Source organism: Streptomyces europaeiscabiei, from assembly GCF_036346855.1.
Classification (GTDB): Bacteria; Actinomycetota; Actinomycetes; order Streptomycetales; family Streptomycetaceae; genus Streptomyces; species Streptomyces europaeiscabiei.
In genome coordinates this window covers 10,649,943-10,674,627 of record NZ_CP107841.1, presented here as the reverse complement: position 1 = coordinate 10,674,627, position 24,685 = coordinate 10,649,943, and the positions used below count along the sequence as shown (strand labels likewise).

Here is a 24,685-nt window from a genome sequence, read left to right as displayed (position 1 = left end):
CAGACCATGACTTTCTCCATGCAACCGGACACCGCCCCGACGACCCTGCAGGCGACCGGCGGGGCACCGTACCCCGTCGTCGTCGGCACCGGCCTGCACGAGCACGTCGGGCCGCTGCTCGGCGACAGCGCGACGCGGGTGGCGCTCATACATCCGCCGGCGCTGGCCGCCGCCGCCCGGCGCATCGCCGGCGACCTCGAACGGCACGGCCGTCAGGTGCTGGAGCTGGTGGTACCGCCCGGCGAGTCCGCCAAGGACGCCGGTGTGCTGGTGTATCTGTGGTCCCGGCTCGCCGAAGTGGGCTTCACCCGCGGCGACGCGGTCGTGGCCGTCGGCGGCGGCGCCACCACCGACCTCGCCGGTTTCCTCGCCGCCACCTGGCAACAGGGGCTGCGTCTGGTGCTGGTGCCCTCCACCCTGCTGGGCATGGTCGGTGCCTCGGTCTCAGGCAGGGGCTCCCTCAACGTCCCCCAGGGCAAGAACCTGGTCGGCGCCCTGCACCGGCCGGCCGGCGTCGTGTGCGACCTGGACCTGCTCGCCACGCTGCCGCTGCCCGAGTACGTCGGCGGCCTCGCCGAGGTGGTCAAGGCGGGGCTGATCGCCGATCCCGCGCTCCTGGACCTGATCGAGGCGGACCCGCGGGCGGCGGCCGATCCCGCGGGCGGGCGCACCGCGGAGCTGGTCGAGGGCGCCGTGCGGGCCAAGAGCGCCCTGCTGGGCACCGACCCGCTCGCCGAGGGCCCGCGGGAGTTCCTCGACTACGGCCACACCCTGGGCCACGCCGTCGAGCACGCGGAGGGCTACCGCATCAGGCACGGCCACGCGGTGTCCATCGGCATGGTGTACGCCGCCGAACTCGCCCACGCGGCGGGACGGCTGGACGCACCGCACGTGCTGCGCCACCGCACCGTCCTTGAGTCGCTGGGACTGCCCACCTCCTACCCGCGGCACGCCTGGGAGCGGCTGCGTGCCTCGCTCGGAGCGGACGGCACCGCCCGCGGCGGAAGGCTCAGGTTCGTCGTCCTGGACGCGCCGGGCCGTCCCGGGCTGCTGCAGGGCCCCGATCCCGAACTGCTGCAGGCGGCGTGGGCCCGGGTGGGCGGATGAGCGCTCCCGCCGCGCGGAGCACCCTGGCGGCGCCCCCGTTCCCGGCGGGGGCCCCCGGCATCGCCGCCCCGGGCACCGTCATGGACCGGGCCGCCCGCTCCCCCGGTCCCCCCGCACCGGACCCGGCCGCCGTACCCCGGCCCGCCGTACCCGGCCCCGCCGCCCGGGCGGCCCCCGACCGGGTCGCCGACCTGTCCCACCGGGTGCTGTGGTCCATGCCGCGCCGCGACCAGCGGCGCAGCGGCGAGCTGTACGTGCGGGGGCTGCTGCGGGCCACGGGACGCAAGACCATCCGCAACATCGCCTCCCACACCGGGGTGCCGGCCGACATCCAGCGGCTGCACCACCTCGTGACCGCCTCGACGTGGCGGTGGAGTCCGGTGCGCGGCGCTCTCGCCCATCACATGGGCGACCTGCTGAACCCCGTCGCCTGGGTCCTGCACACCGCGACCACGCCGCGCGCGGGCCCGGGCGGCGTGGGCGTCGACGCCCACTGCGCGGACCCGCGCACCGGACGGCCCGTCAACGCGCGGCGGTCCGTGGGACTGTGGGCGGCCACCGAGTGGGGCGGCTACCCGGTCGACTGGCACCTCGGGCTCAGCGCACGCTGGGCCGAGGACGCCGTGCTGCGCGAGCGGGCCGGTATCCCCGAGGACGCCCGTGTCCTGGACGCGGCCGCCGCCGGTGTCGACCTGGCGATGGCATCCGCCCGTACGGCGGGGCCGCCGTGCCGTCCGGTCGTCCTGGACGCCCGGACGGCCGAGGCGGGCCCGCTCGCCGCCCGGCTCGGCGCGGGCGGCGTGCCCTATCTGCTGCGCGTCAGTGCCTCGCAGCTGCTGACGCCCCTCGCCCCCGACGGCCCGGAAGGCGGGCTCGTGGTCACCGCGCGGCAGCTGGCGGGCGCGGTGCCCCCGCGCCGCTGGAGCCGTGTGTGCGCGTGGGGGCCGGGGGCGGGGCCCCGTGAGGTGGCCCGGGTGGCGTGCCGGGCCGCCGGCGTGCCGTCCCGGTCCCGGCAGCGGCAGACGCTGCTGGTGCAGAGGGACCCCCGCGGCCCGGCGGACGGCGGGTACTGGCTCACCGATCTGGGCCATCTGTCCGACGGTGCGCTGCTGCGGCTGGCCGCCGCACCCGCACGGCTGGCCCGGGACATGGACGTGACGGGCCGCCAGGTCGGCCTGTACGACTTCGAGGGCCGTACCTTCGCCGGCTGGCACCGCCACATGACGCTCGCCTCGGTGGCCCACGCCACCGTTGTCCTGCTGCGCGCCCGGGGCCGCAGCGAGCCCCGGCCGCGGGCGGTCGAGGGTGCCGGCACCCGTCCGAGGAGGCAGCCGTGACCGCGGCGCTCACCGAGTACGACGACTTCTTCCGGTTCCTGCCGCCCGCGCGGCCCGGACCGGTCCGGCGCGGCGCCGGCCGCCGTTACGCGGAGGGGGCACGGGCCCTTGCGGGCGGGGCCGTGGGCATCGCGCGGTCGGGTGCCGGTGCCGGCTCCATCCGCCGGCGGCCGCACGGGCCGGCGGGGCCGCCACCCGCCCCGGCCGTCCGGGCCGTCCGGGCCGTCCGGGCCGTCCGGGGCGTTCGGGGCGGCTGCGGGCGCGCGGTGTACGGAGGCCCGCGATGAGCGCCGCGCCGCTGTGCGCGCCACTGGGCGCCCTGGCCGGCCCCACCCCCACCCCCACCCCCGGTGCGGGCGCCGGTGTGGAGAACGGACCGCTTGGTCCGTTCCTGCACGTGCATCATCCGGGCGGCCCGGAGACGGAGGGCACACCCGTGCCGTATCCGGCCTACCGTCTTCATCTGGAGGACCTGGCCCGGCGCCGCCGCGGGGCCGGTGAGGCGCTGGGCGAACTGGTCGTCCACGGCGCGCGTTCGGCCGCCGACCGGCTGCGCGAGCGCCGACAGGCCGTGGGGGGTCCGGGCGGTCATGTGTGCGCCGCCGTCCCCGTGTCGCTGGCCCACGATCCGCTCGCCGTCCTGGCGGGGGCGCGGGCCCTGCACCGCGCCGTGGGCCGGCCGAACCTGATGATCACCGTCCCGGCCACCGCGCGGGGGCTTCAGGCGATCACCGGGTGTCTGTCCGAGGGCATCGGGGTGCACGCCGTCTGCGTCGTCTCCGTCGAGCGGTACGCCCGTGTCGTCGACGCCTTCCTGACCGGGCTCGAAGGGGCGGCGCGGGCCGGGCTCGACCTCGGCGCGGTGCCGACGGCGCTCTCGCTGGCGGTCGCCGGACTGGACTCGGCAGCCGGTGCTCCCGGCGGCGCGCCGGGCGGCGCACCGGCGGGTGGGCCGGTGCCCGGCGGGGCGCGTGCGCGCTCGGCGGGCACCGGCCGCCTGGTGCGGGGCGCTCTGGCGGCCGCCACCGTGGACACGGCCCTGCGTATCCGTGAGCAGGTCCTGGAGGGAACGCGCTGGCGGGCGCTGGCGGAGCAGGGGGCCCGGCCGTATCCGCTGCGGTGGGACGGCACGACGCAGCCGGGCGTCCGGCCGGCCGGCGACGGCGCCCGGGCCTGGCGCGTGCTGGGCGCGCCGGCGGAGCAGGGCATCTGCTACCGGGAGCTGACCGCGAAGGCGGAGGCGGCCGCGCTGGCCGCCTCCGCCCGGCGCCAGCGGCACACGGCGCAGCTCGTCGGGGCAGCCCTGCGCGCCGCCGCCCCGCCCGCAGCGGACGGGGGGAGCACCGCCGCCGCCCCGGGGTGAACGCCCCGCCGGGCCGTCGCGCAAGCGCGACGCCCGTCCGCCGCCGCCCCGGTGCGCCGTGCCCGCGGCGGACCACGTCGCATCGAATCCTCCGATGCAACTGGGATACCGGCATGCGGGTATGTTTACATGGTGGGGCGACGGACCGCCGCCCGACGGCCGACTCCGTCCCGACGCATGGATGGAGGTTGATGCGGTGTTACGCCTCGACGAACCGAAGCCGGTGCGCGCCGTCCTTCCCGCGTCCGGCAAAGGCCCCTCGAGTGCCGGACGCGGGGGCGTGCAGATCGTCAGGGAACACGACGAACCGCTCGACGGGACGATGCGGACCCACCAGTTCGGCGAGGTGCGGGTGTCCCTGGTCAAGGGCGGCCCCGGGGAACTGGTGCGTCCGGCCCGGCAGATCGACCCGCAGGCCGCGGGCTTCCTGCGGGTGTGCCGGCCGCTGACCGGATCCCTCTGGGTGGTCCAGGACGGCCGGCACGCAGCGGTGCGCGCCCCCCAGCTCCTCTGCTACGACAGCACCCGCCCCTACAAGGTGGTCATGCCCGAGAACTACCGGCTGGTGGACGTGATGGTCACCCACCGCCTGGTGGGGCTGACCGCGGCGGAGGCCGGACGCCTGACGGCCCGCTGCTGGTCGGGCGCCGAGGGGCTGGCCGCCCTGCTGTCCTCCCTGCTGGAAGGGCTCGGCCGGCACGGCCGGGAGGTGCAGACCGCGGTCGACCTGCTCGGCGGCAGCGTCGTCGGGCTGACCGCGGCACTGTTCGCCGAACGCATGCGCGAGGTCGCCGACGACCCGCAGATCGCCCGGCAGACGCTGATGCTGCACATCCAGGCCTACGTCCGCCGGCAGCTGGCGGAACCCGGCCTCAGCCCGGTGACCATCGCCCGGGAGCACAACGTCTCCCTGCGCTACCTCCAGAAGGTCTTCCAGGAGTACGGCCTCAGCCCGGCCCGCTGGATACGCGACGAACGGCTGGCCCGCTGCCGGGCCGAACTCGCCGACCCCGCCCTGGACCACCTGCCCGTCGCACTGATCGGGGAGCGGGCCGGGCTGTACGGGGCGTCCCACTTCAGCCGGCTCTTCCGCGACCGCTACGGCACCACGCCCCGGGACTACCGCAGGGAGCGTGACACCCGATGACCTCCTTCGGTGTCTCACTGCTGGACGGCGGACCCGCCCCCCGCCCGGAGTACGCCACGCTCACCACGGCGCTCACGCGGGCCGCGGCCGCCTCCGGCGCCCAGGGCCTGTGCTTCGTCCACACCGACGGCGGCGAGACACGGTGGAGCTACGCCCGGCTGCTCGACGAGGCCGGCCGGCTGGTGGCCGGGATGCGGGCGGCGGGAGTGACGCCCGGGGACCGGGTCCTCGTGCACGTCGCCCACCAGCCGGACCTGCTGGCCACCTTCTGGGCCTGCGTCCTGGGCGGCTTCGTCCCCCTGCCCGTGGGCACGGGCGCCACACCCGCCGCCCGGACCGCCGCCCCCGGCCTGCTGGACGCGGTGTGGAACCGCTACGGCAGGCCGTACACCGTCACCGGACCGGACCAGCACCTCGCCGCGCGCACCCGCGCACACCCCGGCTGGGCCAGGTCCTGGCTGGGCCACCCCCACCAGCTGCGCGCCACACACCCCGACCACCGCCGGCACCCGTCCCGCCCGGACGACCTCGCCGTCCTGCTGCTCACCTCCGGCTCCACCAGCACGCCCAAGGCCGTGATGCTCACCCACCGCAACATCCTCAGCCGCAGCGCCGCGACGGCCCGCGCCAACGGGCTCGGTGCCACGACCCGCAGCGTCAACTGGATGCCGCTCGACCATGCCGGCGGGCTGCTGCTGTTCCATGTGCGCGACGTGTTCCTCGGGGCGCACCAGGTGCACGCCCGCCCCGAACGCGTCCTCGCCGACCCGCTGCGCTGGCTCGCCCTCGCCGCCCGGCACCGGGCCTGCACCACATGGGCTCCCAACTTCGCCCTGTCCCTGGTCAACGACCAGGCGCACCGGCTGGCCGGCGAGGACTGGGACCTGAGGCGGCTGCGGTACCTCATGAACGGCGGGGAGGCCGTGCACGCCTCGGTGGTACGGCGTTTCATGGAGCTGCTCGCCCCCTTCGGCCTGCCGCCGGACGCGATGTTCCCCGGCTGGGGCATGTCCGAGACGGCGGCGGGCGTCGTCGACTGCCGGCTGTCCGACCTGGACCCCGGGCACGCGCGCTACGTCCCGGCCGGCCGGCCCCAGCCCGGCACCGCGGTGCGCTGCGTCGACGAGCAGGACGAGCCCGTCCCGGCGGGCACCCCGGGCCACCTCCAGGTGAGCGGCCCCTCGGTCACCCCCGGCTACCTCGACGACATCGAGCACACGCGCCGCGCCTTCACCGCCGACGGCTGGTTCCGCACCGGGGACCTGGCCTTCGTCCAGGACGGCGTCCTCACCGTCACCGGCCGGGCCGACGACCTGATCGAACGCGCCGGTGTGCGCTGCCACAGCCACGAGATCGAGGCCGCGGTGGAGGAACTGGACTTCGTCGCGCCGGCCCACACGGTGGCCTGCCCGGTCACCGGCCCCGAGGGAGAGGAACTCGCCGTCTTCTACCACCCGCGGCCCGGCACCGGGCCCGAGCGGGCCGCTGCCCTGATCCGCGCACAGGTCGCGGACCGGCTCGGTCTGCACATCGGCCAGGTCGTGCCGGTGCGCGCCCAGGACGTCCCCAGGACCGGCATCGGAAAGCTCCGCCGCTCCCGCATGCGGCACTGGTACGAGACACGCCACGCAGGCCCCGCCGGCGGCGGGCCCACACCGCGGCCGAACAGCAACCACTTCGATCCGCGCACCGCGCCCGTCACCCGTGACGCCCGCGGTGCGCAGCCCGTGATGGGAAGGACACCATGAACGACTCCGTACCGGCCGACACGGACGGCGGTGCGCTGCGGATAGGGGTGCTCGGGCCGCTGGAGGTCCGCGCCCAGGGCGAGGACCGTACGCCCACCGCGCCCATGGCCCGGCGCGCGCTGGCCGTGCTGCTGCTGAGCGCCAACCGTCTGGTGTCGACCTCGGCCCTGATCGGGGAACTGTGGGAGTCCGACCCGCCGCGCCTGGCCCGCAAGACCGTCCAGACGTACGTGTACCAGATCCGCAAGGCCCTCAAGTGCCCCGCGGATCCCAGCGACCGGGTGCGCACCGGCCCCGGCGGCTACCGCATCGACCTGCGGCCGGGGGAACTGGACCTGTGGGAGTTCGAGCACGGCGTCATGCGCGCGCGCACCGCGCTGAGCGAGGGTGACCCCCGTGCCTCGGCGCACCTGCTGCGCCAGGCTCTCGGGCTGTGGCGGGGTGAACCGTTCGCCGGACTGGACGCCGGACCGCTCCTGGCGGCGCAGATCGCGCAGATCGCCGACTCACGGCTCGGCGCGCTGGAGCTGCGCATCACGGCCGACCTGCAACTGGGCCGCCACCGCGCTGTGGTGGGGGAACTGCACCAGCTCATCGCGGACCATCCCTTCCACGAGGAGTTCGCCGCCCAGCTCATGCTCGCCGCCCACCGGTCCGGGCAGCGCGCCACGGCGCTGGAGGCGTTCGCCCGGCTGCGCCGCCGGCTCGTCGACGAACTCGGCATCGAGCCCTCGGAGCGGCTGCAGCGGCTGCAGCAGGACGTTCTCAACGAGACACTGCCGCAGCCGGCCGCCGCCGTGACGGGCCCGGGCCCGCTGCCGGCCCAGGACGCGGCGGGCGCCCCGCCCTTTGGCAGTGCCGCCGCGCCGGCGCCGGCGGCGGTGCCCGTCGGCGGGCGGCTGCCGCTGGACACCCCGGACTTCACCGGACGCGTCGCGGAACTGGCGCAGCTCTCCTCGCTCGCCGGCCCGGACGCGGGCGCCGGGGACACGACCGGCGGGGAGTGCTCCGGGGGGCCTCGGGTGGTGGTGGTCCTGGGCGCGGCCGGTGTGGGCAAGAGTGCCCTCGCCGTGCGCGCCGCACACCGTATGGCCGACCGGTTCCCCGACGGTGCGCTCCACGCCCGGCTGCACGACGGCGCGGACCGCCCCAGACGGGCGGACGCCGTCCTGCATGCCCTGCTGCGGGACTGCGGAATGGATCCGGCCACGCTGCCCGACAACGCCGACGACCTGGCGGGCATGTTCCGGTCCTTCAGTGCCGAGCGGTCGCTCCTGGTCCTGCTGGACGACGCGGCCGGCACCGACCAGGTGCTCCCGCTGCTGCCGGCGGACGGGGGCAGCCTGGCGCTGGTGACCTCCCGGGTCCGCCTGCCCGGTCTGCCCGGCGCCCGGTCGATGGCCCTGGGGGCGCTGTCGGCCGACGACGCCGCCGCGTTCTTCACCAGGGTGGCCGGGGCGGAACGCGTCGGTGCCGGTGACGTCCTGGGGGAAGTCACGCACCTGATGGGCAACTTCCCGCTCTCCCTGCGTGCCGTGGGCGAGAAGTTCGCGGCGCGCCCGATGTGGACGCTTGGCGACCTCGCCCTGGGGCTGGTGGACGAGGGCCGCCTGGCGGCGGAACTGCACGACGAGGCCTGCGATGTGCTGGCCCGGGCGGCCGGGGCGATCGCCCGGCTGCCCGGCTCCCTGCGGCGGGCGCTGGCGCTGCTGGCGGCGGCCGGAGCGGCCCCCTTCGACATGGCACGGGCCAGACAGCTCCTGGGCGGCAGTTCCTGGGACGGCGACTCCCTGGTGGGCCAACTCCTCGACCATCACGTGGTGGTCAGGGCGGAGCAGTCCGGTTCTGCGGCTCTCGCCTTCCGGGTGCCGGATCTGATCCGGCTGTCCCTGCCGTCCGCCGACAACGCCGAACTGCGCGTTCTGCCCGGCGGCGACCGCGGCGGCCTGGGGAACCGTTCCGTCTCCGGGGTGCTGACCGCGGCGGGCTGACGGAATCGGCCCGGGGTCCGGCGCGTGCCGGCCGGCCAGCACCTTGGACATGACTTCACCCGGCCTGGATCGCCCGGGCCGACGCTGGCCGTGGCGGCCGGACCGACGGGCCGTCACGGGCGTGGTCCCGCCTCGTGCGGCGGGATTCGAGTGAGGAGACGGTTATGCGTTTCGAGGACGAGGTTCCACCGCCCCGCTGGCTGATGGTGCCCGCGGGACTGGAGGTCGAGCTCACCCCCGCCGGCCCCGGCAGGCGTGTCCGGTGCGGCGATCCGTCCTCGCCGGGGCGCTCCTCGGCGGGGCACCGGCAGCCGGACGGGGAGCGCCCCGGGCAGCACCGGGAGTCCTGCTGCCACTGCGGCGCTGTCCGGCCGGCCGCGTAGCCGGGGCGGCGGAGGAACCGGCTGTGCCCGGCGGGGTGTTGACGGCGTCGCAGCAGTGGCCCGGTGTCCCTGGGGCGCTGCCTCGCCGGCCGGTCGCGGCGGCGCCGTCCCCTCGGACGGACGGGACGGGCGCGACGGGCGGGACAGTTGGTGCCCGGGCGGCGCGGCGACATGCGCGGCGATGCCGGGGCGGGGGCACAGGCGGGCGGGGCCTCGGCCGGGTGCGGCCGGTCGGGCGGCCGGTCGGGCCCGTACGGCCGGCGGGGCCCGGCCGGCGCCCCGTACGCCCCGCCCGCCCGTCCCGCCCGGGCGTGTTCCGGCTCTCCTCCCCCGCACCGCCCGGCCGCAGGACCTGCCCGCCCCATGCCTTCGCCTGCGTCCCGCCCGGCCGCCGTCAGGTCCTCGCAGAGCCCGCCGAAACCCCGTTGGCCTGCGCGTTTCCCCGGCCTTGGTCCCCCCTTGGACGCCTGATCAGAGGCTGCCTCAGCAGGCAGTCGGGACCACACCGTACGGCTGCCGCAGGCGCAACCGCACAGACGCGGGTCGCGGCCGGACCAACGGGGCCCGGTCGACCGAGTGGCGAGGTGGGATGGGATGCAGACCAGGCTGCAGCACAGGAGCACCACGGACGGGGAGCTGTCCTACCCGGCGCGGGAAGCGACCCGGGACAGCGTGCTGCGGGAGCTGAGCGCGGTGCTCTTCGGGTCCCTGCCGCGCAGCGACCAGCGGCGCAGGGGCATGGAGTACGTGCAGGGTCTGCTCGGTGTCGAGGGACGCAAGTCGATCCGGAACATCTCCTCGCTGTTCGGCGGGGAGGCGGCCGAGCAGAGCCTGCACCACTTCATCAGCGGCTCCACCTGGGACTGGGGCCCGGTCCGCCGCGCCCTGGCCCGGCATCTGGAGGAGGTCTCCCCCGCCCGCGCCTATGTGCTGCAGCCGATGGTGATACCCAAGGCCGGCGACAGTTCGGTGGGGGTCGACCGCCGCTTCTGCCCGCGCCGCGGCCAGATCATGAACGCCCAGCAGGCCGTGGGCGTGTGGGCGGTCTCCGAGGAGCACAGCAGCCCGGTCAACTGGCGTCTGCACCTGCCCGACACCTGGCTGGACGACAAGACCCGGCGCCGGCAGGCGGCGATCCCGGAGACGGTGCTGCCGGAGTCCATGGACCAGTGCTGCGTTCAGGCCTACCTCGGCATCACCCGGGACTGGGGCCTGCCGGTGCGCCCCGCGCTGATGGACGCCCGCCAGTCCGACGTGGCGGGCACGGTGCGCGGGCTGCAGGACGCGGGTGCGCCGATGCTGTTACGGGTCAGCGCCAACCTGCGGCTGGCCGCCGCCGACGCGGGGCTGCCCCGTACGGCCGCCGGCACGGAGATGACGGCGCATCAGCTCATGCTGATGGCCCGGCCGCTGCGCCAGCCGGTCATCCAGCGCCGGCCCGGCCCGGGCGGTCGCACCGTGCACGCGGGACTGACCGCGACGGTGCGCGTGCGGCTTCCGCGCCGCACCGCCCGCCGCCCTTCCTGGTGCCGTGACCTGGTGCTGTTCGGCGTCGGCGACAACGGCGGGCGCTGGCCGGCCGAACTGTGGCTGACCAACATCACCGACCTGCACCCCTCCCAGCTCCTGCGGCTGAGCAAGCTGCCCCAGCGGGTGAACCAGGACTTCGCGCAGATCGCCGAACGGGTGGGCATAAAGGACTATTCCGGCCGCTCCTTCAGTGGCTGGCACCGGCACGCCACCCTGGCCTCGGCCGCCCACGCCGTCGCGGTGCTGTCCGGCACGGTCGAGCCGCAGACCGAGGCCGCGGAGGTGACGCAGGCATCCGCGTAGTCATGCACGCGGGCCTGCGCGTGAGCATGGAGAACGGCGCAGTGTACGGACGAGGGTCCGCTCTGTCAGCCGTCCTTTCACCCCCTGTGTCAGCTCGGCGGCCACCCGGCCCGCCGAGCTGACGGACTGCGCAGGGCAGCTGACGGATTGTCCGAACGTCCTTTGGCGAGTTCTGAACCCCCGGCACACGATCTGCGGACAGCCCGTCCCAGTGCCCGAGGAGTTCACCATGACCGTCCAGCCGCAGGCCGCCGACGGGCGGACAAAGGCGAACGCCGTCGCAACCGACGGCCCTCGTCCCCGCGCCGCGAGCGGGTCCCGCGTCGTCGTGCGCACGACGGCCGGGCCGGTGGCCGGCGAACGCACCGGCCGTGTCGCCGCCTTCCGCGGCATCCCCTACGCCAGGCCGCCGCTGGGCGAACTGCGTTTCGCCTCCCCGCGGCCGCCCGTGCCCTGGCGCGAGGTGCGCGACGCCGTGCGTTTCGCCGACGTCTCCTTCCAGAGCTCCATACCCAGCCGGCCCGTGCCGCCCTGCAGCGAGGACTCGCTGTACGCCAACGTGTGGACGCCCCGCACCCGCGGCAGCAGGCCCGTGATGGTGTACATCCACGGCGGCGGCTGGCAGGCCGGGGCAGGCAGCATGCCCGCCTACGACGGGGCCCGGCTGGCCGCCCGCGCGGACATGGTCGTGGTCACCTTCAACTACCGGCTCGGCGTCCTGGGGTTCGGTCTGCACGAGGACCTCACCGATCCGCTGACCGGCGACTTCGCCAACTGGGGCCTGCAGGACCAGCAGGCGCTGCTGCGCTGGGTGCACGCCAACGCGGCCGCCTTCGGCGGCGACCCGGACAACATCACCGTGTGCGGTACCTCCGCGGGCGGCGCCAGCGCCTGGCAGCTCGCCCTGCTGCCCGGCCTGCGCGGCCTGATCCGGCGCATCGTGTCGATCAGCCCCAGCCATGTCACGCCGCCCGCGACCGCGCTCACCCCCGAGGACTCCCGGACCGTCTACCGGGCCGTCGCCCGCCGGCTGGGCACCACCGTCGCCGGCCTGCGCGAGGTGCCGGCCGGCGCGCTCGCCGCGGCCTGGGAGGAGATCTTCGCGCCGCGCCCCGAGGACCGGATCGTCACCAGCGGACGCTGGTACCGCGGGCCGGTCGTCGACGGGCGCACCATGGCCGGGCCCGACCACGCGCTGCCGGCCCCCGACGTGCCCGTGCTGTCGGTCCACACCAGCACCGAGGGCTCCTTCTACACCGGACCCGCCTCCCCCCAGCCCCTGCCCGCGCCGCGGGACGCCGTCGCCCTGCGACGGGCCGTGCGCGATGTGCTGCGGCTCGTGCGGCCGGAGGCGGGCGACGACCTCGCCGACGCCTGCACCCTCGCCTACCGGGACGCCGCACGGGACGCCGCCCTGCCCGGCGATCCGCTGTCGCTGTGGACGGAGATCTGGGGCGACGCGCTGTTCCGGCACCAGATCGTCCGGTCCGCCGAGCGCCATGCCCGTGCGGGCAACAGCCCCCTGTACGCCATGGAGTTCGCCCACCCGGCGCCGGCGCCGCACTTCGGCACCCCGCACGAGGCGACCTCACCGTTCCTGTTCGGCACCCACCGGCTCCCGCAGTTCGCGCCCGTCGCCGGCGCGGGCCCCGTGGAGAGGCTGCTGTCGGACATCCTCATCGACGCCGTGGCGGCCTTCGCCCGTACCTCCGTGCCCGACACCCCCAACACCTGCGGCTGGCCGCCGTTCACCCCCGACGCGCCCAGCACCCTGGTCCTGGGCGGTCCTCGCATCGCCGAGGTCACGCACACCCCCAAGCTCGCCCAGCTCGGGTTCTGGGACGCGGTGGGCTGGACGCCCCGTTTCTGAACCCGGCCGCCCCGTGCCGCCCCGGCCGGGCCCTTCGACCTTCTCCCCGATCGTCCGTACACCGCGGCAGCCGTGCCGTGTCTTTTTTCCCCACCGTCCGTATTCCCTGTCTGGAGACATCCGTGGACTATCCACTGCTCGACCTCGAATGGAAGATCGCCCCTCAGCAGCCGGTCTGGGACGACCCGGCGCAGGTGAGCCGGGTCCGGTCGGACCTGGCAAGCCGGCCCGCGCTGGTGCGCGCGGACGACGTGCGTGCCCTGCGCGGCCACCTGGCCCGGGTGGCGGCCGGCGAGGCCCTGGTGGTGCAGGCCGGGGACTGCGCCGAGGACCCCGACGAATGCACCGCCGAGCATGTCGCGCGCAAGGCGGCCGTGCTCGACCTGCTGGCCGGGGCGCTGCGGCTGGTCACCGGCAAGCCGGTGATCCGGGTGGGCCGTATCGCGGGACAGTTCGGCAAGCCGCGCTCGAAACCGACCGAGCTGATCGGCGGCGTCGAACTGCCCGTCTACCGCGGCCACATGGTCAACAACCCCGAGCCCACCCCCGAAGGACGCCGCCCCGATCCGCTGCGCCTGCTGACCGGGTACATGGCGGCCGACGAGATCATGCACCACCTGAACTGGCACCGTGCCCGCGGCACGGACCTCATCGACCCCGCTGTCTGGACCAGCCATGAGGCCCTGCTCCTCGACTACGAAGTGCCCCTGCTGCGGCACGAGACCGACGGACTCGTGCTGTCCTCGACGCACTGGCCGTGGATCGGAGAGCGCACCCGCCAGCCCGAGGGCGCGCACGTCGCCCTGCTCACCGGCGTGGTCAACCCGGTGGCCTGCAAGGTCGGCCCGAGCATCACCCCGGAGGAACTGCTGGATCTGTGCCGGCGTCTGGACCCGCGGCGCGAGCCGGGACGGCTCACCCTCATCGCCCGCATGGGCGCCGACGCGGTGGCCGACGCCCTGCCCCCGCTGGTCGAGGCCGTACGCAGGGCGGGCCACCCGGTGATCTGGCTGACCGACCCGCTGCACGGCAACACCGTCACCACCCCGCAAGGGTTCAAGACCCGCTACGTGGAGGCGGCCGAACGCGAGGTCGTCGCCTTCCACCACGCGGTGACCGCGGGCGGCGGCATCGCCGGCGGCCTGCACCTGGAGACGACGCCGGACGCGGTCATGGAGTGCGTCAGCGACGCGCGGGCCGCCGGCCTCGTCGGTGACGCCTACCAGAGCCTGTGCGACCCGCGGCTCAACGTCAGCCAGGGCATCTCCGTGGTGTCCGCCTGGCAGTCGTGACCGGCCACACCGAACAGCCCCTGCCCGCACGGCATGTGAAGGAGAGGCACGACATGGAGAACAGACTGGCGCTGGTCACCGGAGCCGCCGGCGGCATCGGCGCGGCCGTCGCCCGTGTCCTGGGTGAACAGGGCACCGCGGTGGCCGCGGTCGACCGCGATGCCGCCCAGCTCGGCGAGATGATCGAGAAACTGGGCGCGGACGGGCTGCCGGTGGCACCGTTCCCGGCGGACGTGACCGACAGCCGGGCGGTGGACGAGGCCGTCGCCGAGATCGAAGCGCGCCTGGGCCCCATCGACTTCCTCGTCAACGCGGCAGGGGTGCTGCGCCTGGGCGAGGTGTCCACCTTCAGCGACGACGACTGGAACAGCACCTTCGCCGTCAACACCACGGGCGTCTTCCATCTCTCGCGCGCCGTCGTCGCCCGTATGGTGCCGCGCGGCCGCGGGGCGGTGGTCACCGTCGCCTCCAACGCCGCCGCCACCCCCCGGACCGGAATGGCGGCGTACGCCGCCTCCAAGGCGGCGGCGGAGATGTTCACCAAGAGCCTGGGCCTGGAGGTGGCCCGGCACGGCATCCGCTGCAACATCGTCGCCCCCGGCTCCACCGACACCCCGATGCTGAGCTCCATGTGGCAGGACGAAGCCGGTCCGCGCGCCACCGTCGCCGGGAACCTCGACGCCTTCCGCGTCGGCATCCCGCTGGGCAAGCTCGCCCAGCCGGGCGACGTCGCGCGCGCCGTGGCCTTCCTCCTGTCCGACCAGGCCTCCCACATCACCCTGCACACCCTGACCGTCGACGGCGGCGCGGCGCTCGGCGCCTAGCCCCGTGCCGGAAGCACGGTTGTGTCGCCGCCGGCCGCGCCTGACGCGGCGGCGGGCGGCACACACCGCGGAGAAAGGAACCGAGACCACCATGGCCGGACTTCCGACCATCGAGTCGTACCCCCTGCCCTCCTCGTCACAGCTGCCGGCGAACACCGCACCGTGGAGCGTGGACCCGGCGCGCGCGGTGCTCCTCGTCCACGACATGCAGCGCTACTTCCTCGAGCCGTTCCCCGAGCCGCTGCGCAGCCGGCTCGTGGCGAACGCGGCCCAGCTGCGCGAGCAGTGCGCCCGGCTCGGCATCCCCGTCGCCTACACCGCCCAGCCCGGCGGCATGAGCGCCCACCAGCGGGGCCTGCTCAAGGACTTCTGGGGCCCGGGCATGCGTCCCGCCCCGGCCGACCGTGCCGTGGTCGACGCCCTGGCCCCCCGCCAGGGGGACTGGCTGGTGACCAAGTGGCGCTACAGCGCCTTCCACCACACCGACCTGCTCACCCGGATGCGTTTCCACCAGCGTGACCAGCTCCTGGTCTGCGGGGTCTACGCCCACGTCGGCGTGCTCATCACGGCCGTGGAGGCGTTCAGCCACGACATCGAGACGTTCGTGATCGCCGACGCCGTCGCCGACTTCACCGAGAGCCAGCACCGGATGGCCCTGGAGTACGCGGCCGCGCGCTGCGCGGTCGTCACCACCGCCAAGGAGGCCCTGTCATGACCGGCGACCGCCCCCAGGGGCCGCCCAACGGCACGCTGCTCGACGAGATCCTCGGCGCCGAGCCCGGCCCGTTCGCCCTGCTGCACCGGCCCGAGGCGAACGGCCCCCAGCTGGTCGACATCCTCGTCGGCGAGGTGTCGCACCCCCGGACCCTGTCCGACATCCCGCTGCCCGAGCCCGGGAGCGCGGACGGTCCCCGCCACGACGTGCTCGCCCTCGTGCCCTACCGGCAGATCACCGAGCGGGGTTTCACCGCCCACGACGACGGCACCCCCCTGGTGGCCCTCAGCGTCACCCGGCAGGAGAGCGCCGCCCTGGGCACCGTTCTCGCCCGGCTGCCCGAGGAGAACATCCGTACCTCCGGCGCCCGCTTCGACGTGGACGACGACGCCTACGCCGAGACCGTCCGCCGCATCATCGCCGACGAGATCGGCACCGGCGAGGGCGCGAACTTCGTCATCAAGCGGACCTTCACCCTCGACATCGGCGAGTACTCCCCGCGCAGCGCCCTGACCCTCTTCAAGCGGCTTCTGGAGCGCGAGAAGGGCGCGTACTGGACGTTCGTCGTGCACACCGGCACCCGCACCCTGGTCGGTGCCACACCCGAGCGGCACATCAGCGTGCAGGACGGCACGGCCGTGATGAACCCGATCTCCGGCACCTACCGCTACCCGGCCTCCGGCCCCACCCTGCCCGAGGTGATGGACTTCCTCGCCGACCGCAAGGAGACCGACGAGCTGTACATGGTGGTGGACGAGGAACTGAAGATGATGGCCCGGATCTGCCCGGACGGCGGCCGGGTCAGCGGCCCCTTCCTCAAGGAGATGGCCCGGCTCGCCCATACCGAGTACTTCATCGAAGGACGCACCGCCATCGACCCGCGTCAGGTGCTGCGCGAGACGATGTTCGCGCCGACGGTCACCGGTTCCCCGCTTCAGAGCGCCTGCCGGGTCATCGGCCGCTACGAGCACAGCGGCCGCGGCTACTACAGCGGCGTGGCCGCCCTGATGGGCCGCGACGCGGCGGGCGGCTTCGCCCTGGACTCCGCGATCTGCATCCGCACCGCCGACATCGACGCGGCCGGGCAGGTGCGTATCGGTGTCGGAGCCACGCTGGTACGCCACTCCGATCCGCTGTCGGAGGTGGCCGAGACCCGGGCCAAGGCCGCCGGGCTGCTCGCCGCGCTGGAAGGCCACGGCCCGACCCGGTTCGCCGCCCATCCCGAGGTGCGCAGGGCGCTGGAGCAGCGCAACGAGACCATCGCCGGGTTCTGGCTCGCGGGCGGCCCGCCCGCCGCCGAACGGCCGCTGCCGCCCGGGCTGAAGGTCCTCGTGGTGGACGCGGAGGACACCTTCACCTCGATGATCGGGCACCAGCTGCACTCCCTGGGGCTGCAGGTGACGGTGAAACGGTTCGACGAGCCCTACCGGCTCGCCGGCCACGACCTGGTGGTGATGGGCCCGGGCCCCGGCGACCCGGGCGATCTCTCCCACCCCAAGATCGCCCATCTGGACCGCACGATCACCACACTGCTCCAGGAGCAGCGGCCGTTCCTGGCGATCTGCCTGAGCCACCAGGTGCTCAGCCGCCGCCTCGGCCTGGACCTGCGGCGCAGAGCCGTCCCCAACCAGGGTGTCCAGCGTGACATCGACCTGTTCGGCCGGCGCGAACGGGTCGGCTTCTACAACACGTTCGCGGCCGTGAGCTGCGAGGACAAGACGGAGACGGACGCGGCCGGGGTCGTGGAGATCGCCCGGGACACGAGCAGTCTGGAGGTCCACGCGCTGCGCGGCACGCGGTTCGCGTCGATGCAGTTCCATCCGGAGTCCGTCCTGACCCAGAACGGCGTCGGGATCACCGGCGACCTCGTGCACGGTCTCCTGGCCGGCTCCCGCCTGGCCGTGGCCGACTGACCACCGCTGTCGGCGGCCGGCCGGCGTCGAGCGCCGGCCGGCCGCCATCTGACGTACTCCCCGGCGACCTGACGGGTTCTCCGGCCGGGCTTTGCCCCCGACCGGACGCCCTGGGGACCATCTGCTGCGGGAGGACCGAACTCTCAACCGAAGGGTCACACATGATCACCACGGGTACGGCTCGCTCAACCCGCAGGCCCGCCGGCATCGCGATCCTGGGCACGGGTTCCTGTCTGCCCTCCCATGCGGTCGGCAACGACGAGGTCGCCGCCGCCGCCGGAGTCACCGACGAATGGATCCACCGCAAGACCGGGATACGCAACAGGCGCCGGGCCAAACCGGACGAGGCGACGTCCGACCTGGCCGTCGCCGCGGGCCGGGCCGCGCTGGAGGCCGCCGGCATCACCGCCGCGGACCTCTCCCTGATCATCGTGGCGACCTCGACGCCCGACTCGCCGCAGCCGCCCACCGCCTGCGTGGTGGCCGACGGCCTCGGCGCGGGCCACGGGCCCGCCGCCTTCGACGTCAACGCCGTCTGCAGCGGCTTCGTCTTCGCACTGAACACGGCCGCGCACATCCTCGCGGGCTCCGACTCCCCCTACGCGCTGGTCATCGGCGCGGACATCTACTCCCGCATCCTGGACCCCGCCGACCGGCGCACCGCCATCCTCTTCGGGGACGGAGCCGGAGCGGTGGTGCTGGGCCCGGCCCGGCCCGCCCGCGGCCTGCTGGCCGGACAGCTGGCGGGGTTCGGCGCCGAACGCGACCTGATCGAGGTGCCGGCCGGAGGAAGCCGCCTGCCGGCGACGCCCGAGACCCTCGCCCAGGGCCTGCACTACTTCACCATGAACGGGCGCGGTGTGCGCGAGTTCGTCGACGCCACGGTCGCCCCGGCCATCGGCGCCTTCGTGACCGGCGCGGGCTTCTCCGTCGAAGACATCGACCACTTCGTTCCGCACCAGGCCAACGGGCGCATGCTCGAGGACCTTTCGGCCTCGCTCGGCGTCCCGGCCGGCCGCACACGGCTCAGCTACGAGGACTTCGGCAACACCGGATCCGCCTCGGTCCCCGTCACCCTCGACCTCGCGGCCCGCTCGGGACGGCTGAGCGACGGAAACCTCATTCTGCTGGCCGGCTTCGGCGGCGGCATGGCCATGGGCCTGTCACTGCTGCGCTGGCAGCGCAACCACCCCTCACACAGCACCCCGCACGTCTAAGGAGACGGTGATGCCGGACAACATCATGGACGACTACCTGCGCCGGATCGAAGCGGACCGGCCGCACCGCGCGGACCTGGCAGGACTCCGCCATCTGATGGAGCGTCATATCCTGTCGGTCCCCTTCGAGAACCTCGACTACCACCTCGGGGAGGACATCTTCATGGACGAACGCGTCCTGGAGAAGATCGTCCGCAAGAACCGGGGCGGCGGCTGCTACGAGGTCAACCCCGCCCTGGCGTTCCTGCTGACGTCCCTCGGCTACGAGCTCGACATCCTGCCGGGCTGGGTGCACCGCCCCGACGGGCTCGGCCCCTTCCTGGGCCACCTGGCGCTGCGCGTCAGGGCCGACGGCCAGGACTGGCTGGTCGACGTCGGCTTCGGCCGCAACAGCCGCTTCCCGCTGAACCTGGCCTCCCGCGAGGTGCAGCACGACCCGCACGGCGACTACCAGCTGCACGACGCGGGCGACGGCGTCGTCGACGTGTACCTCGGCGGCAAGCCCCTCTACCGGGTCGCGGACCGGCCGGTGCAGATCGCCGACTTCGCCCCGACCCTGTGGTGGTACCGCACCTCGCCCGACTCCTCGTTCCTGCAGGGCCTGTTCTGCTCCATCCGCACCCCCGACGGCCTGGTCACGCTCAAGGGCAACGCCCAGGTCAGCATGGTCGCGGGCGAGGAGCGCTCCAAGCACACCCTCGGAAGCGAGAGCGAGGCACTCCAGGCCTACGAGAAGTACTTCGGCATCCACCTGGACCGGCTGCCCGACCGGCCCGCCGGAGGCGTCACCGCCGGCGTGCGGACGGACTGAAGAGCGATGAGCGAGATCACCACCACCGGGCCGCCCGACATCGACGTACTCGTCGTCGGCGGCGGACCCACCGGCCTGCTGACGGCCGTGGAACTGCTGCGCCGCGGCATACGGGTGCGGGTCATCGACCGTGCCCGGGCCGCGTCGACGACACCGAAGGCACTGTCGGTGTGGCCCCGCGCCCTGGACATCCTTGAGGACGCCGGGCTCGGCGACGCCGTCCACCGCGAGTCCCTGCGCATCAACCGGCTCAGTTACTTCTCCGACCGCAAGCCGCTCGCCTCCTTCCCCCTGGACGAGGACACCGCCTGCCGGGTGCTGCCGCAGCACGTGACCGAGCGTCTGCTCGCCGAGCGTCTGGCCGAACTCGGCGGCAAGGTGGAGCGCGGGGTGCGGCTGCTGGCCCTGGAAGGGGTGGACTTCTCCGGCGACCTCGCCGCCACCGACGGTGTCACGGCCGTCGTGGAGCTGGCCGACGGCAGCGTCGGCCGCATCCGGGCGCCCTACGTCATCGGCGCCGACGGGGCCGGCAGCGCGGTCCGCGGCCAGCTCGGCGTCGGGTTTTCGGGCAGTACCTACGAGATGGCGTTCGCGCTCGTCGACGCGCGGACCGAGGGCGACCTGCCACGGGACGAGTGCCTGTTCTACCAGGCGGCCGGCGGTGCCCTGGTCGTGGTGCCGATGCCCGGCGGCATCCACCGCTTCCTGTCCGTCATGCCCAAGGGCCGGCGTGAGGTCTCCCTGGAGCTGATGCAGGAGATCCTCGACGAGCGGGGGCCGCGCGGGGTACGGCTGACCGAGGCGGTGTGGCAGGCCGTCTTCCGCGTGCACGCCCGTCACGCGTCCGACTTCAGCGTCGGGCGCGTCTTCCTGGCCGGCGACGCCGCGCACGTGCACAGCCCGGCCGGCGGCCAGGGCATGAACAACGGCCTGCAGGACGCCCAGAACCTCGCCTGGAAACTGGCCGCCGTCATCCGCGGCGCCTCGCCGGCCTGTCTGCTCGCCAGTTACGGCACGGAACGCTCCGAGGCCACCCGCCAGATCGTGCGCGACACCGACCTGCAGACCCGCGCCTGGGTGGCCCGCAGCCCGGCCAAGGTGCTCGCCCGGGACACCGCCTTCAAACTCCTCGACCGCAGCGGCGTGGTGTCGCGGTACTACACGCCGGTGATGGCCGGCCGGCGTCTGGCCTACCCGCCGGTGCGTGCCACCCAGCGGCCCTCCGGGCCGGCCGGCTGCCGGGTCCTGGGGCGGATCCCGGGCGGCCTGCAGGAGGGCGCGGTCTTCCCGCGGCGGGCGGCCCTCGCCCACAACATCAGCGGCCCCGGCACCGATCCCCACGGCTGGACCCTGGTCCTCGCCCCGCCCTCGGACACCTGGCGCACCGAGGCCGGGCATGCCGCCGCCCGCTACGGACGGCTGCTGCGCACGGTGGTGCTGCGCCGCCCGGAGAGCGCCCTGGCCACCGGCTGCCGCCGTGCGGGCTACTGGCTGGTGCGGCCGGACGGGCACATCGCGGCGCACGGCCACGAGGCGGACCTCGGCCGTCTGGAGACGGAGCTGAAAGCGTCCCTGACGGCCCGGCCGGCCGCCCCGGACGCGACCTGACATTAAAAGAAGTGTGGCCTTCACCGCGGACATCGCCGATGCGTAATGTCCAGGACATGAAGCTGAGAGAGGGCGTGGAATGGGCGGTGCACTGCTGCATCAGCCTGTCCTGGCTCTCTCCTGACAAGGTGGTGCCGGCGGCCGGACCGGCAGCGTTCCACGCTCTGCCGCCGGCCTACCTGAACAAGCAGATGAACGCACTGGGACGAGCCGGCATCGTCTCGTCCCGCTCCGGCCCCCGTGGCGGTTGCCGTCTCGGCCGGAAGCCGGACGACATCAGCCTGATGGACGTGGCCACGGCCATCGACGGTGCGGCACAAGCCTTTTCGTGCACGCAAATCCGTCACCACGGCCCGGCCGGCCGGCGCGCCCCCTGCACCGTGGCCCAGGCCTTCGCCGGCGCGGAACCGGCCTGGCGGCACCGGCCCGCGGGCCGGACGATCGCCGAGCCGGCCGACACCGTGCGACGGGCCGACCCCGCAGCACCGCACCACGTACGCAACTGGTTCGACCAGGACTGAGTGCACCCCCCGCACCACGCGCCGGGCTGTTCGTTCCCGGTGCGGCGCCCCGCGCGCCCCTCTTTTTCCGACCCGTAGTGAAAGGCACAGTCATGCCGTCTTCGGCCACAGGCGCCGCCCTCGAGGCACCGCGCCGGCGCCCCGGACTCCTCCTGGCGCTGCTGGCGTTCGCCCAGCTGATCATCTCCATCGACTACAACATCGTGTATGTCGCGCTCCCCGAGATCGGTGACGCTCTCGGTTTCACCTCCCAGACCCTGCAGTGGGTGATCAGCGCCTACGCGGTCGCCTTCGGCGGGTTCCTGCTGCTCGGCGGCCGGGCCTGCGACCTGTGGGGGCCGCGCCGTATCTTCGTCCTGGGGCTGGCGCTGTACGGGGTGTCCTCGCTGGCCGGCGGCCTGGCCACCGAGCCTGCCGTGCTGATGGCGGCCCGGGCGGTGCAGGGCATCGGCGGCGCGTTCCTCTTCCCCGCGACGCTGACGCTGGTGTCCACCAGGTTCGCCGAGGGCAAGGAGCGCAACCGCGCCTTCGCCGTGTGGGGCACGGCCGGCGGTTCCGGCATGATCCTGGGCTCGCTGCTGGGCGGTGTGCTGACCGAGGCGTTCGGCTGGGAGTCCGTCTTCTACGTCAACGTTCCCCTCGCCGTCATCGCCATCCTGTTCGCCTTCCCGCTGATCTCCCGCGACACCCTGAGCAGTTCGGGCCGCTCCTTCGACCTGGCCGGCGCGCTCACCGCCACCGTCGGTACCACCTCCGTCGTCTTCGCCCTGGTGCAGGGCCCGGAGTCGGGCTGGGGCTCGCCGGTCATCGTCGGCGCGCTCGTCCTGGGCGCCGCGCTGCTGGCGGCGTTCTTCGTCATCGAGAAGAACAGCAAGGACCCGCTGATGCCGCTGCGGCTGTTCGGCAACCGGAACCTGAGCACCGGCGCGGCGGTCACCTTCTTCTACATGGCGACGTTCGGCTCCCTGCTGTACTTCCTGACCGTCTACTTCCAGGGCGTGCACGGCTACAACGCGCTGGAGACGGGGCTGGCGTTCCTGGTCCCCATGGTCGCCATCTCCATCGGCGCGCAGACCGCCGGCCGTCTGGCCACGAAGTTCGGTCTGCGCGCCATCATGATCGCCAGCCTGCTGGTGGGCCTGGCCGGCACGGTGATCGTCGGTCTGACGCTGGCGACCGACGGCTCCTACGTCTCCCTGATCCCCGGCATGGTCGTCCTGGGCCTGGGCCAGGGCGCCGGCTACACCCTGATGTTCGGCGCCGCCACGGTCGGTGTGGACCCGATGGAGCAGGGCATCGCCTCCGGTATGGCCTCCACCACGCAGCAGATCGGTGGTGCGGTCGGTCTCGCCGTCCTCGTCGCCGTCGCCAACTCCGGTCTGGAGGGTCTGCAGGGCGAGGCGCTGCGCGCGGCCACCAACGACGGCCTGCGCACCGCGGTGTTCATCGCCGCGGTCGGTATCGCACTGACCGCGCTGATCTCCCTGGGCCTGCAGAAGCCGGCCAAGAAGGGGCGGGCCGTGGCCGGGGGTTCGGCCACGGCCGCCGCGAGTGAGGAGCCGCAGACCGCTCAGGTCTGACCCGCATCTCCGGCGCACCCCACCGGGTGCGCCGGCTGCCGGCCCCTCGCACTGTTTCGTTCCCCCGCGGGTGCGGGGGTTCGGCATTTCCGCGGACGGATTCAACGCCGGCCATGGGGGACTTGACGCATAGCGGGCCGTTCGATTGCCGGGGCCGCGGCCTCCCCCGCAGGATCGGTGTATGTCGAAATTATCGGTTGCCGAAGTGCCTTCGGCGACGTCACGGACAGCCCCGTTCGCCGCGACCGTGACGACCGTGTCCCTCATGGGCGTGCTCGTGGTCGGACAGATGTACGTCACCATTCCGCTCATGCCCGAACTCGCCGCCGCCTGGGGTGTGCGGACACAGTCGGCGGCGCTGTCGACCACGGCGTTCGCGTTCGCCCACGCGGCGGGTTCGCTCATCAGCGGCCCGCTGGCCACCCGCTGGGGGCGGCGTACCGTCATGGTCACCAGCGTCCTGGCCATGGCCGTGGTCACGGCCCTGCTGCCGCTGGTGACGTCACTGGGCACCGGAGTCGCCCTGCGCGCCCTGCAGGGGCTGTTCGCGGGCTCGTTCATCCCCATGTCGTACGCGTATCTGCACGCCCGCATGGCCCCGCACCGGGTCGCCCTGGCCCTGACCGTGGTCTCCGCCTGTATGGGCGCCACCGTGGTGATCGGGCAGGCCGAGGCCCAGCTGGTGGCGTCGCTGTTCGGCTGGACGTGGGTGTTCTGGGGGACCGTGCCGCTGCTGCTGGTCGGTGCCGCCGTCTCCTGGCGGGTGCTGCTGCCCCAGGAGCGCAGGGACGCCGGCCGGGCGGACCCGGCCGCACGCTCCGGGCTGCGGGCCGTCCTGGGCGGGCGGATGGTCACGCTGTACCTGGTCATCATGGTCGGCGCGGCGAGCCTCACGGCCGCCTACACCGGTGTCCAGCTGCACGGCCCCGCCGGCATGGCGGACGACGGCCCGGCCCTGCTGGCGCTGCGCGCCAGCGCCCTGCCTGCGCTGCTGGCCGCCGTGCTGCTCGCCCCGGCCCTGAGCCGGTTCTCCGCGGCGCGCCGCGCGGGCGGGGCGCTGGTGGTCACCACCGCCGCGATGCTGGCCGCGGTGGGGGGCGCGGACAGTGCCCTGGCCCTGGGCGCCGCCCTGTTCGCGTTCATGGCGGGGTTCTCCACGCTCGGTCCGGCGCTCATCCAGAGTGTCGGCGCCCGGGCCGGGGCCGCGCAGACCACCGCGATCGCGGTGTACGGCTTCACCCTCAACGTCGGGGCCGGCGCCGGCGCCCAGCTCGCCGTCGGCTTCTCGGACTTCTCCTCGCTGGCGCTGTTCCTGGCCGCGGCTCTGGCGGTCGCCACCGCCGGTGTCCTGCGCGCCGCGCGGGCGACCTGACGCACTCGCGGGCGCTTCGTTGCCGCCGTGCCGGGCGGTCGGCCACGATGCCG

The 24,685-nt window shown here is 74.3% G+C and carries 20 protein-coding genes; all 20 read left to right on the top strand.

The genetic code is table 11. From position 1 onward, the window contains the following. The first annotated feature begins 6 nt into the window (after positions 1 to 6). Entirely contained in the window at positions 7 to 1,107 is a 1,101-nt protein-coding gene (locus OG858_RS46445; RefSeq protein WP_319320678.1) for a 3-dehydroquinate synthase family protein, read from the top strand. Continuing rightward, positions 1,104 to 2,444 carry an IS701 family transposase gene (locus OG858_RS46440; protein WP_328543747.1) on the top strand — a complete coding sequence of 447 codons (1,341 nt, stop codon included), beginning with the start codon at positions 1,104 to 1,106 and terminating at the stop codon, positions 2,442 to 2,444. The genes OG858_RS46445 and OG858_RS46440 overlap by 4 nt, the downstream gene beginning before the upstream one ends. Then, positions 2,441 to 2,731, top strand: a complete 291-nt coding sequence (locus OG858_RS46435) for a hypothetical protein (protein WP_328543748.1) — start codon at positions 2,441 to 2,443, stop codon at positions 2,729 to 2,731. Before OG858_RS46440 ends, OG858_RS46435 begins: the two co-directional genes overlap by 4 nt. Further along, positions 2,728 to 3,807: a transaldolase family protein gene (locus OG858_RS46430; RefSeq protein WP_328543749.1), complete on the top strand. Its 1,080-nt coding sequence runs from the start codon at positions 2,728 to 2,730 to the stop codon at positions 3,805 to 3,807. Before OG858_RS46435 ends, OG858_RS46430 begins: the two co-directional genes overlap by 4 nt. A gap of 280 nt (positions 3,808 to 4,087) precedes the next feature. Beyond that, complete coding sequence (locus OG858_RS46425; protein WP_179201191.1) at positions 4,088 to 4,954, top strand: helix-turn-helix domain-containing protein; 867 nt, start codon at positions 4,088 to 4,090, stop codon at positions 4,952 to 4,954. Further along, a complete protein-coding gene (locus OG858_RS46420; RefSeq protein ID WP_328543750.1) occupies positions 4,951 to 6,702 on the top strand; it encodes an AMP-binding protein in 1,752 nt (583 codons plus the stop codon). The genes OG858_RS46425 and OG858_RS46420 overlap by 4 nt, the downstream gene beginning before the upstream one ends. Beyond that, positions 6,699 to 8,693, top strand: a complete 1,995-nt coding sequence (locus OG858_RS46415; RefSeq protein WP_328543751.1) for an AfsR/SARP family transcriptional regulator — start codon at positions 6,699 to 6,701, stop codon at positions 8,691 to 8,693. Before OG858_RS46420 ends, OG858_RS46415 begins: the two co-directional genes overlap by 4 nt. A 164-nt stretch (positions 8,694 to 8,857) precedes the next feature. Continuing rightward, complete coding sequence (locus OG858_RS46410) at positions 8,858 to 9,076, top strand: hypothetical protein (protein WP_086750110.1); 219 nt, start codon at positions 8,858 to 8,860, stop codon at positions 9,074 to 9,076. Between the two features lie 594 nt (positions 9,077 to 9,670). Continuing rightward, positions 9,671 to 10,909 (top strand): IS701 family transposase, encoded by a 1,239-nt coding sequence (locus OG858_RS46405; protein WP_319067574.1) that lies wholly within the window; start codon positions 9,671 to 9,673, stop codon positions 10,907 to 10,909. A gap of 229 nt (positions 10,910 to 11,138) precedes the next feature. Then, complete coding sequence (locus OG858_RS46400; protein ID WP_328543752.1) at positions 11,139 to 12,779, top strand: carboxylesterase/lipase family protein; 1,641 nt, start codon at positions 11,139 to 11,141, stop codon at positions 12,777 to 12,779. A gap of 122 nt (positions 12,780 to 12,901) precedes the next feature. After that, positions 12,902 to 14,071 carry a 3-deoxy-7-phosphoheptulonate synthase gene (locus tag OG858_RS46395; protein ID WP_086750890.1) on the top strand — a complete coding sequence of 390 codons (1,170 nt, stop codon included), beginning with the start codon at positions 12,902 to 12,904 and terminating at the stop codon, positions 14,069 to 14,071. 53 nt (positions 14,072 to 14,124) lie between these two features. Beyond that, positions 14,125 to 14,895 (top strand): 2,3-dihydro-2,3-dihydroxybenzoate dehydrogenase, encoded by a 771-nt coding sequence (locus tag OG858_RS46390; RefSeq protein WP_086750892.1) that lies wholly within the window; start codon positions 14,125 to 14,127, stop codon positions 14,893 to 14,895. A gap of 91 nt (positions 14,896 to 14,986) precedes the next feature. Beyond that, the gene (locus OG858_RS46385) at positions 14,987 to 15,610 is read left to right on the top strand and encodes an isochorismatase family protein (RefSeq protein ID WP_319268851.1); all 624 of its coding nucleotides are present in this window, start codon (positions 14,987 to 14,989) and stop codon (positions 15,608 to 15,610) included. After that, positions 15,607 to 17,523: an anthranilate synthase family protein gene (locus OG858_RS46380; protein WP_319268848.1), complete on the top strand. Its 1,917-nt coding sequence runs from the start codon at positions 15,607 to 15,609 to the stop codon at positions 17,521 to 17,523. The genes OG858_RS46385 and OG858_RS46380 overlap by 4 nt, the downstream gene beginning before the upstream one ends. Before the next feature lie 161 nt (positions 17,524 to 17,684). Further along, on the top strand, positions 17,685 to 18,740 hold the full coding sequence (locus tag OG858_RS46375) for a 3-oxoacyl-ACP synthase III family protein (RefSeq protein WP_319268846.1): 1,056 nt from the start codon (positions 17,685 to 17,687) through the stop codon (positions 18,738 to 18,740). 10 nt (positions 18,741 to 18,750) lie between these two features. Next, positions 18,751 to 19,551 carry an arylamine N-acetyltransferase family protein gene (locus OG858_RS46370; RefSeq protein WP_319268844.1) on the top strand — a complete coding sequence of 267 codons (801 nt, stop codon included), beginning with the start codon at positions 18,751 to 18,753 and terminating at the stop codon, positions 19,549 to 19,551. A gap of 6 nt (positions 19,552 to 19,557) precedes the next feature. Beyond that, positions 19,558 to 21,159 (top strand): FAD-dependent oxidoreductase, encoded by a 1,602-nt coding sequence (locus OG858_RS46365; RefSeq protein WP_319268841.1) that lies wholly within the window; start codon positions 19,558 to 19,560, stop codon positions 21,157 to 21,159. Positions 21,160 to 21,215: 56 nt separating this feature from the next. After that, complete coding sequence (locus OG858_RS46360; protein WP_218779655.1) at positions 21,216 to 21,680, top strand: RrF2 family transcriptional regulator; 465 nt, start codon at positions 21,216 to 21,218, stop codon at positions 21,678 to 21,680. Between the two features lie 92 nt (positions 21,681 to 21,772). Then, the gene (locus tag OG858_RS46355) at positions 21,773 to 23,260 is read left to right on the top strand and encodes an MFS transporter (RefSeq protein WP_086750884.1); all 1,488 of its coding nucleotides are present in this window, start codon (positions 21,773 to 21,775) and stop codon (positions 23,258 to 23,260) included. A 247-nt stretch (positions 23,261 to 23,507) separates the two neighbouring features. Further along, positions 23,508 to 24,632 (top strand): MFS transporter, encoded by a 1,125-nt coding sequence (locus OG858_RS46350; protein WP_179201270.1) that lies wholly within the window; start codon positions 23,508 to 23,510, stop codon positions 24,630 to 24,632. Positions 24,633 to 24,685: the final 53 nt, after the last annotated feature.

What these genes read in the sequence shown, in the direction of transcription:
- OG858_RS46445 (WP_319320678.1), top strand. Translation starts at nt 7, where the DNA reads ATGACTTTCTCCATGCAACCGGACACCGCCCCGACGACCCTGCAGGCG.
- OG858_RS46440 (WP_328543747.1), top strand. Translation starts at nt 1,104, where the DNA reads ATGAGCGCTCCCGCCGCGCGGAGCACCCTGGCGGCGCCCCCGTTCCCG.
- OG858_RS46430 (WP_328543749.1), top strand. Translation starts at nt 2,728, where the DNA reads ATGAGCGCCGCGCCGCTGTGCGCGCCACTGGGCGCCCTGGCCGGCCCC.
- OG858_RS46420 (WP_328543750.1), top strand. Translation starts at nt 4,951, where the DNA reads ATGACCTCCTTCGGTGTCTCACTGCTGGACGGCGGACCCGCCCCCCGC.
- OG858_RS46415 (WP_328543751.1), top strand. Translation starts at nt 6,699, where the DNA reads ATGAACGACTCCGTACCGGCCGACACGGACGGCGGTGCGCTGCGGATA.
- OG858_RS46410 (WP_086750110.1), top strand. Translation starts at nt 8,858, where the DNA reads ATGCGTTTCGAGGACGAGGTTCCACCGCCCCGCTGGCTGATGGTGCCC.
- OG858_RS46405 (WP_319067574.1), top strand. Translation starts at nt 9,671, where the DNA reads ATGCAGACCAGGCTGCAGCACAGGAGCACCACGGACGGGGAGCTGTCC.
- OG858_RS46400 (WP_328543752.1), top strand. Translation starts at nt 11,139, where the DNA reads ATGACCGTCCAGCCGCAGGCCGCCGACGGGCGGACAAAGGCGAACGCC.
- OG858_RS46390 (WP_086750892.1), top strand. Translation starts at nt 14,125, where the DNA reads ATGGAGAACAGACTGGCGCTGGTCACCGGAGCCGCCGGCGGCATCGGC.
- OG858_RS46385 (WP_319268851.1), top strand. Translation starts at nt 14,987, where the DNA reads ATGGCCGGACTTCCGACCATCGAGTCGTACCCCCTGCCCTCCTCGTCA.
- OG858_RS46380 (WP_319268848.1), top strand. Translation starts at nt 15,607, where the DNA reads ATGACCGGCGACCGCCCCCAGGGGCCGCCCAACGGCACGCTGCTCGAC.
- OG858_RS46375 (WP_319268846.1), top strand. Translation starts at nt 17,685, where the DNA reads ATGATCACCACGGGTACGGCTCGCTCAACCCGCAGGCCCGCCGGCATC.
- OG858_RS46370 (WP_319268844.1), top strand. Translation starts at nt 18,751, where the DNA reads ATGCCGGACAACATCATGGACGACTACCTGCGCCGGATCGAAGCGGAC.
- OG858_RS46365 (WP_319268841.1), top strand. Translation starts at nt 19,558, where the DNA reads ATGAGCGAGATCACCACCACCGGGCCGCCCGACATCGACGTACTCGTC.
- OG858_RS46360 (WP_218779655.1), top strand. Translation starts at nt 21,216, where the DNA reads ATGAAGCTGAGAGAGGGCGTGGAATGGGCGGTGCACTGCTGCATCAGC.
- OG858_RS46355 (WP_086750884.1), top strand. Translation starts at nt 21,773, where the DNA reads ATGCCGTCTTCGGCCACAGGCGCCGCCCTCGAGGCACCGCGCCGGCGC.